This window comes from Streptomyces sp. NPDC050485, assembly GCF_044458185.1.
Taxonomy (GTDB): Bacteria; Actinomycetota; Actinomycetes; order Streptomycetales; family Streptomycetaceae; genus Streptomyces.
Genome location: NZ_JBITHR010000011.1, coordinates 270,945 through 277,903 on the forward strand (window position 1 = coordinate 270,945; position 6,959 = coordinate 277,903).

Sequence of the window (6,959 nt, forward strand, 5' to 3'; positions counted from 1 at the left end):
CCCGACTGCCCTGCCGCACGCCTGGTGGTCTCGCTTCTCGCGGTCGGCCGGCAGGTCCAGCCGGGGGACGGCGGCCTGTGCGATCTCGCTGACCGCAGTGCGCTCGCTGTACAACGGTACGGCCCATCCCTCCACTCGCCGGCACCCCGACGCCGTAGTGCTGCGGCGCACGTCCGTCCGGTCACTGCGACCACACCTCGATCGATCTTCCCGACCGAGCCCAGGTACTGCTTGCCTACGTGCGCGGTCGCCGTCCCTGCCGTGCGGTCCCGGAACCGTCGGCCACCAGCACCCCACCGCTGGCTTTTCGTCCGGAATACGGAATAAGGGATTCAGGGAACCTTTGTGGTGTGCCGGGAGTCTTTTGATGTGAGGGCGGCCGTTGACCGGGCCGCCCGACGGGGGCACCGCACGCGTTGACTCACGCGGCGGTGCGAGAGACGAGAACACGGGGGTGTTCTATCTTGACCGACATCATCGAACGCATCGCGGACCGGCTGACCGGCGAGGCACCATCGACTCCGAAGGACGGTGAACTGACGCCGTACGTCGCGCCGTTACCCGTCCCGCCGGTGCTGCGTCCCGCCGCCGGCGACGTATGCGAGGAGACGGAGATCGCCGTACGGCCGACGTGGGTGCGGCTGCACCCACAGCTGCCGCCCACTCTGATGTGGGGCTATGGGGGCTTCGTTCCGGGACCCACCATCGAGGTGCGGCGCGGCCAGAGGGTGCGCATCGCGTGGACCAACCGCGTCCCGGAGGGCAGCGAGTATCCCGTCACCTCCGTCGAGGTCCCACAGGCCGCGCCCTCACCGTCCACCGAGCCGGGATTCGGCGGCGCGGAGCCCAGCAAGGACGTCGCGGCGCTGCCGGCCTGGACGGTGACGCACCTGCACGGCGCCCGCACCGGCGGCGGCAACGACGGCTGGGCGGACAACGCTGTGGGGTACGGCGATGCCCAGCTCTCGGAGTACCCGAACGACCACCGGGCGGTGCAGTGGTGGTACCACGACCACGCGATGAACATCACCCGGTGGAACGTCCACACGGGTCTGTACGGCACGTACCTGCTGAGGGACGACGAGGAGGACGCACTCCAACTCCCTTCCGGTGAGCGGGAGATACCGCTCCTGCTGGCCGACCGGAACCTGGCCACGGACGACGACGGCCGGCTCAACGGTCGCTTGCTGCACAAGACGGTCATCGTCGACCCGAAGAACGCCGAGACCGGCAAGCCGGTGACGCTGCCCTTCACCGGCCCGTACACGACGGTCAACGGTCGCATCTGGCCGTACGCCGACGTGGACCCGGCCTGGTACCGCTTCCGCCTGGTCAACGCGTCCAACGCGCGCATCTACGACCTCGTACTTGTCGACGAGCACAACCGGCCGGTCCCGGGAGTGCTGCGCCAGATCGGCAGCGACGGGGGACTCCTGCCGAGCCCCGTGTCCGTCGACTTCGACCACGACCTGCCCGCGCTCACGATCGCCCCGGCCGAGCGGATGGACCTCCTCATCGACTTCCGGGCACTCGCGGGCAGGTCCGTCCGCTTCGTCAACAAGGGGCCGAACGCGGCACCCGGCGTCCCCGACGTGGCGGGGGGCGTGCGCTATCCGCAGGTCATGGAGTTCCGCGTCGGCCCGTGCGAGGACCCGGAGGAGCCGGGCGAGGGCAACGGCTTCGAGCTGCCGAGCGTCCTGTCCGGTTCGTTCCGCAGGATCACGCACGACGTTCAGCACGGCCATCGCCTGGTCGTGCTGACCCCGCCCGGCACGAAGGGCGGCGGCGGGCACCCGGAGCTGTGGGAGATGGCCGAGGTCGAGGACACCGGGGACCTGCGGCTCCCGGCCGACGGCATCATCCAGGTACGCGGCGCGGACGGCGCGACCAAGACCTACCACCGCATCGCACGCACCTTCAACGACGGCCTCGGCTTCACGATCGCCGAAGGTGCCTACGAACAATGGAGCTTCCTCAACCTCGCGGTGAACCCGCCCGTCACGCACCCGATGCACATACACCTGGCCGACTTCCAGATCCTCGGCCGCGACCCGTACGACGTGTCCGGGTTCGACCTGACGGTGGGCGGTACGCGCAGTCCCGTAGCGTTCGACCCGAAGCGGCAGATACCCCTCGCGCCGAACGAGCACGGGTACAAGGACGTGTTCCGGGTGCCCGGAGGTCAAGTCCTGCGCGTGATGGGCCGGTTCGTCGGGGCGTACGGGCGGTTCATGTACCACTGCCATCTGCTGGAGCACGAGGACATGGGGATGATGCGACCGTTCGTCGTCATGCCCAAGGAGGCAATGGCGTTCGAGCACAGTGGCGGACACGGAGGCCACGAGGGGCACACCGGCTGAGCAAGGGAGGCGGTTTCCTCCGTGCGCTGGGGCGCGCCGTTCCATTCATCGGGGCGCCCCTGTGCGCGGGCCGAGCTGCTCAGAGGCGGTAACCCGAGCCGTTCACCTTCCGCGCCAGGAGGTGCCGCCACCCGAATGGCAAGCAGTATCTGTCGTTCGAACCAGCGGTCAGCAAGGAAGCCCTGAAAGGGATGGGGCGAATTGCTCTGTCCTCCGGCGAGCCAGCCCACGGCGGGCATTGCCGGGCCGGTGGTGGGGCCGGGCGTGAGGATCGCTGGGTCGCCGGTGCGGAAGTCCGGTGCCTGCGTGGCGCTGTCGAAGCCGGACTCGGAAGCGACCGTAGACGGTGGCCCGGGGACCGAACTCGCCGGGCATCTCCCGCCACTGGGCACTCGACCGGAACCGTCAGATCACCCCTGGAACTGCCCCCGCAGCCGGTCGGGGTACGGGCCGAACCTGCCGATCGGCAGGCAGGGCACGATGAACTTCCGCCGAGCGTCGGTGAGTTGCCTGCGCGTCACGACCAATGCTCTGTCCTACCCGGATTCACCCCACGAAGAGGACAGAGCCCAGCAACTGATCACAACCTCACACAGGCCCTAGCCAGGCCGTGTCCGATAGGTCTGCTGCCTGCCTTCTGGTCTTGTTCTGCGGCTGAGTGGCTTACGGGTCGGGCTACTGGTCTCGACCGAGATTGACCATTTCGTCAGTCCCAATCGAGTGATACTTGCGACCCGCCCGTGTCTCCATGGCTGGACAGCGGTAGTCAGATCTGGACACATTTAAAAGAAGGAAGGTACGTTCATGCGACGAATCGCTACGGTCGCCGTCAGCGCGGCTGCACTCCTCGCCCTCGGCGCCCCCGCAGTCAATGCCGCGAGCGCCCCAGCCAAGCCCAGCCCGAACACGAGCAACAGCAACCAGGACAAGAGTGTGACCAATGCGCTCGATGAGCTGTTGGGCTCGCCCGAACCCGGTGAGGGTCCCGTTGCCGAGACACAGGAGACCGTGAGTGGGTTGGGGGATTCACTTTCACTCCATGGCCTACTCGGCTGACTTAGGCAGTGTCCGTGTGACCCGGCCAGCTTTCACATATTCCGGCCGGTAGGGGCGGCGAGCCGCCAGGCGGCAGCCGTGCACGGGCTGGGTCTGCGCCTGCTGGATGCGATCTCTTGGCTTCGTGTCAGTGGATGGTGTGACAGTCGGGCGTTTTCCCCGTGTTGGCCGGGCGCGCTGGTCAGTGGGTGGTTCCCGGGACGTGCCGTACGTGCTCCCACTGTCATGAGATGAGAGATGGGGGCGCCTGTACTGTCGTTGGGCGGTATACGTGCAGGTCGCGTGCCGACACGAAACCGAGAGATCGCAACTGGCCGTCGATGACGATCGGTTCGGTGTGCTGGGTGGGACGACGGTGCGCTGCTCCCGCTGGACGCTACAGGCCGCGGATGCCTGTGCCGAGGCTTCTCGCCTCTCCTTCGCCGCACTCACGGCCATGCCCCGGTGACGTGCCCACCCGCCCCATGCTGGTGCCCACAACCCCCGGCGTGCGGCCAGCCTGCGCGGCAGGGGGGTGTGGGCAAGGTCAGCGGTGGAAGGGTCAGAGGAGCTTCTGCGGGGCCTGGTACTGGTCGACGGGTGCGACGTTGCACGAGGCCTTGGGGCCGCCGAGGGCGTGTCCGCCGATGCCCTCGCCTTCGGGCAGCGGGACCAGGCAGCGTGCGTCGATGTTGATGAGCGGGGCGCCGTAGGTGTTGAGGATGCCGCCCGAATCGCCCGCGATGGCAGTGTCACCGTTGCGGGTCCCGAAGTCCCTGGCGCCGGTGCCGGTGCCGCTCGTGGTCGTGCCCTGAGCGACACGGGCGGCGCGGATGCTCTCGTGCGCGTTGGTGGGGATGTTCCGAGCCTCGGGTCCCGTGGTTTGCGCCGAGGCGGGCGCGGCGATGGCCATCGTTGCGGCGGTGGCGAAGGCCGCCCCGGCGAGAACCTGCTTGATCACGGTTGTGCTCCCATTCGGTGGATCAGCGAGGGGTGACAGGCGCGCTATGCGGGAAACCTGTCGCCCCTAGAACGAGGATCTGCAGAACGCGTCACAAATTGCGCCCATTCAGTCCAACACTCAACTCACTGGTCTGATGATGGCCAGCCACCCGCCCCGGCACCTTTCCCCTACGGCCGCATGGGTGTAGCTCTGCTGCAGGGACCTGCTGAGTCATGCGGAGTAGGAGTCCGCCCGCAAGCGGACGTCCATGCTGGCCTGCGTCTACGACTGCGAACCGGCGCTACGCCGTCCGCACGATGTGATCGCCCCGCCCGGCGGCCGAGGCGGGGGCCGGGTGCTGAGGCCAGGACCGAAAGCGAAGGGCAAATGGCTGGACGGATCGGTCGCCGATACCTGGCCCAGCATCATTGCCCGCACTTTCGACCAGACCGAATCCCGCGACCCGGGACACCGCCGGCCGTGGGTCGTGCTGGTCGACCGTGCCCCACACCAACTGGCGCTGATCCAGGACGAGGCCGCCCGCCGCAGGACGAAGGTCCACATCGTCATCGACATCGTGCACGTTGGAGTCTCTGCTCGGCCGCATGGTCCTTCCATGACAGCGGGGATCCGGCGGCCGAGGACTGGGCCGCCGTCCAGGCCCTGGCCGTACTCACCGTCGGCGCCCGCGGGGTCGCCACCTCGATCGAAACCCGGGCGGACGCAGCCGGTTTGACAGTTGATCAGCGGCAAGGCGCCGACTCCTGCGCTCACTATCTGACCAGTAAGGAAGCGTTCTCGCGCTACGACCGGGCGCTTGCGATGGGCTGGCCGATCGCGACACAGTTGGTTTCATACTGCGCCTCTTTCGGTCGATGTCACGGGTGCGGGGTCGGAGCGGGCCGGGATCGTGATGTCCGTCGCGCGGCGGGACGGACAAAGTCGGGGCCGGGCCGGTGGTAGAGGTAGTCGCCCTTGTCGTTGGCGACACACCAGTCAAGTAGTCCAGCGTCCCGCCATGTGGCGATGGTCTGCGGGTGGACGTCTAGTTCGCGGGCGATCTCGCGGCCGGTGATCATGCCCTGGTCGGCAAGGCGCTGGGCATGGCTGCGGAGATCGTAGGAGAGGCGGATGTTCCGGATGATCCTGCGGTTCAGGGGGCGCCCGCTGCCACTGACGTGGCCCCGGCTGGTGAGGATCTCGGCGATCTGACCGTCGGTGTGTTCTTCGAGGAGTTGGTCGACGGCGGTGACGAGGCCGGGCCGGGTCTGCTGGGTCTGCCAGAAGGGCAGGGGAACGGGCACCGTCAGGGTGTGCTGTTGTCCGCCGCGGAGCCTGACGTGCGCGGTGATGTCCTGGGCCCGGATCAGGGTGACGTCGGTGACCAACAGCCTGACCAGGCGCTTGCGTTCCCTCATGGGGGTGGCCGGATCATTCCACAATGCCGGGAAGTCACTGGCCAGCGCGGTGATCCTGGCGCGCTGGGCGTCGTCGGGACCGATCGCTGCCGCGGCCGCGGCCTTGTCGTACGTCTCGGTGGCATCGGCCAGTTCGCGTAGTGCGGTGTTCCAGTCGCCTTCCAGGGTGTCGGCCACCAGGCGGTTGTCCGGGTCGACCGCGAGGTAGCGGCGTCGGGCCAATTCAGCTCGGTAGCGTGCGTGTTCCACCGCGGCGGCCCGCAGCCGGTCGGCGTCGGCGGCCCGGGCGGTCAGCTCATCGGCGACGGCGAGCGCGGCCTCCAGGGCGAGCGGGGTCAGGGCCCGCACCAGGAGATCCCCGACCGCGGCGTCGACGCCGGCGCCATGGACGTTCTGGCAGGCTGGGGCCCCGTTCTCGATGCCCGCCGCCTGGCAGCGGTACTCGGGCTGGAGCGTGTCCTTGCGCTGGTGGTAGCGCACACTCATGCGGTGCCCGCAGATCCCGCAGACCACCAGGCCCTGCAGCAGCGCGGGTCCTTCGCGCGGCGGGCCGGCCCGGCGTTCGTGCCCGTGGCCAGCGGCGTTGGCGGTGAGTTTGGCCTGGTTGGCTTCGTACTTCTCGAAGGTGATGTATCCGGGGTGGGCCCCGGGTAGCAGAGATATCCACTCGCCGTGGGGCACGAGCCGCATCCCCATCTTGCCGCTGGCGCCCATCTGCCGACGGTGACGGCCGAAGCAGAACGCCCCGGCATAGCGGGGGTTGTGCAGGATCTGCAGCACTCGGGAGTGTGCGATCGGTCCCCATACGATCGTTCCCCGGTCCGGGCCCGACACCAGTCGCCGGGGCAGCAGCAGTCCCTCCTGGTTGAACGCCTTGACCACACCGCTGGCCGAGCCGACCGCGTCGAATGCGTCGAAGACCTGCCGGATGCTCTGCACGACGGCGCTGTCCGGGTCGAGTACGACCTTGTCCGCGCTGTCGTAGACGAAGCCGATAGGCAGTGGGCTGACCAGTTCCCCGCGTCGGGCCTTCGACAGGACACCGCCCTGCAGGCGGGCTTTGAGCAGGTGCAGTTCGGCCTCTGACATCGCGCCCTTGAGCCCGAGGAGGTAGGGTCGGCCCGGGGCGCGGTACTGGCCTTGCGGCCAGCCCGTTTCCCCGGACCGCCCTCCGCACCCGCCGTGCCCGTTCCCGAGCAACGG

Annotated in this window: 3 protein-coding genes and 1 pseudogene; 1 reads left to right on the top strand and 3 read right to left on the bottom strand. The window is 68.5% G+C overall.

Translation table 11 applies throughout. The annotated features are described in order from the left end of the window. Window positions 1-464: 464 nt before the first annotated feature. Window positions 465-2,360 carry an O-aminophenol oxidase PhsA gene (gene phsA, locus ACIBK6_RS23555; RefSeq protein ID WP_399053274.1) on the top strand — a complete coding sequence of 632 codons (1,896 nt, stop codon included), beginning with the start codon at window positions 465-467 and terminating at the stop codon, window positions 2,358-2,360. A gap of 324 nt (window positions 2,361-2,684) precedes the next feature. On the opposite strand, the pseudogene ACIBK6_RS23560 reads toward phsA, so the two are convergent. The 3 genes and pseudogenes from ACIBK6_RS23560 to ACIBK6_RS23570 all read right to left on the bottom strand — a co-directional run. Next, window positions 2,685-2,881, bottom strand: a pseudogene (locus ACIBK6_RS23560) (transposase); the annotation flags it as partial. A 1,076-nt stretch (window positions 2,882-3,957) separates the two neighbouring features. Further along, a complete protein-coding gene (locus ACIBK6_RS23565; RefSeq protein ID WP_399053275.1) occupies window positions 3,958-4,356 on the bottom strand; it encodes a hypothetical protein in 399 nt (132 codons plus the stop codon). Window positions 4,357-5,216: 860 nt separating this feature from the next. Next, window positions 5,217-6,959: recombinase family protein (locus tag ACIBK6_RS23570; RefSeq protein ID WP_399053276.1), on the bottom strand; the 1,743-nt coding region annotated here is incomplete at its 5' end.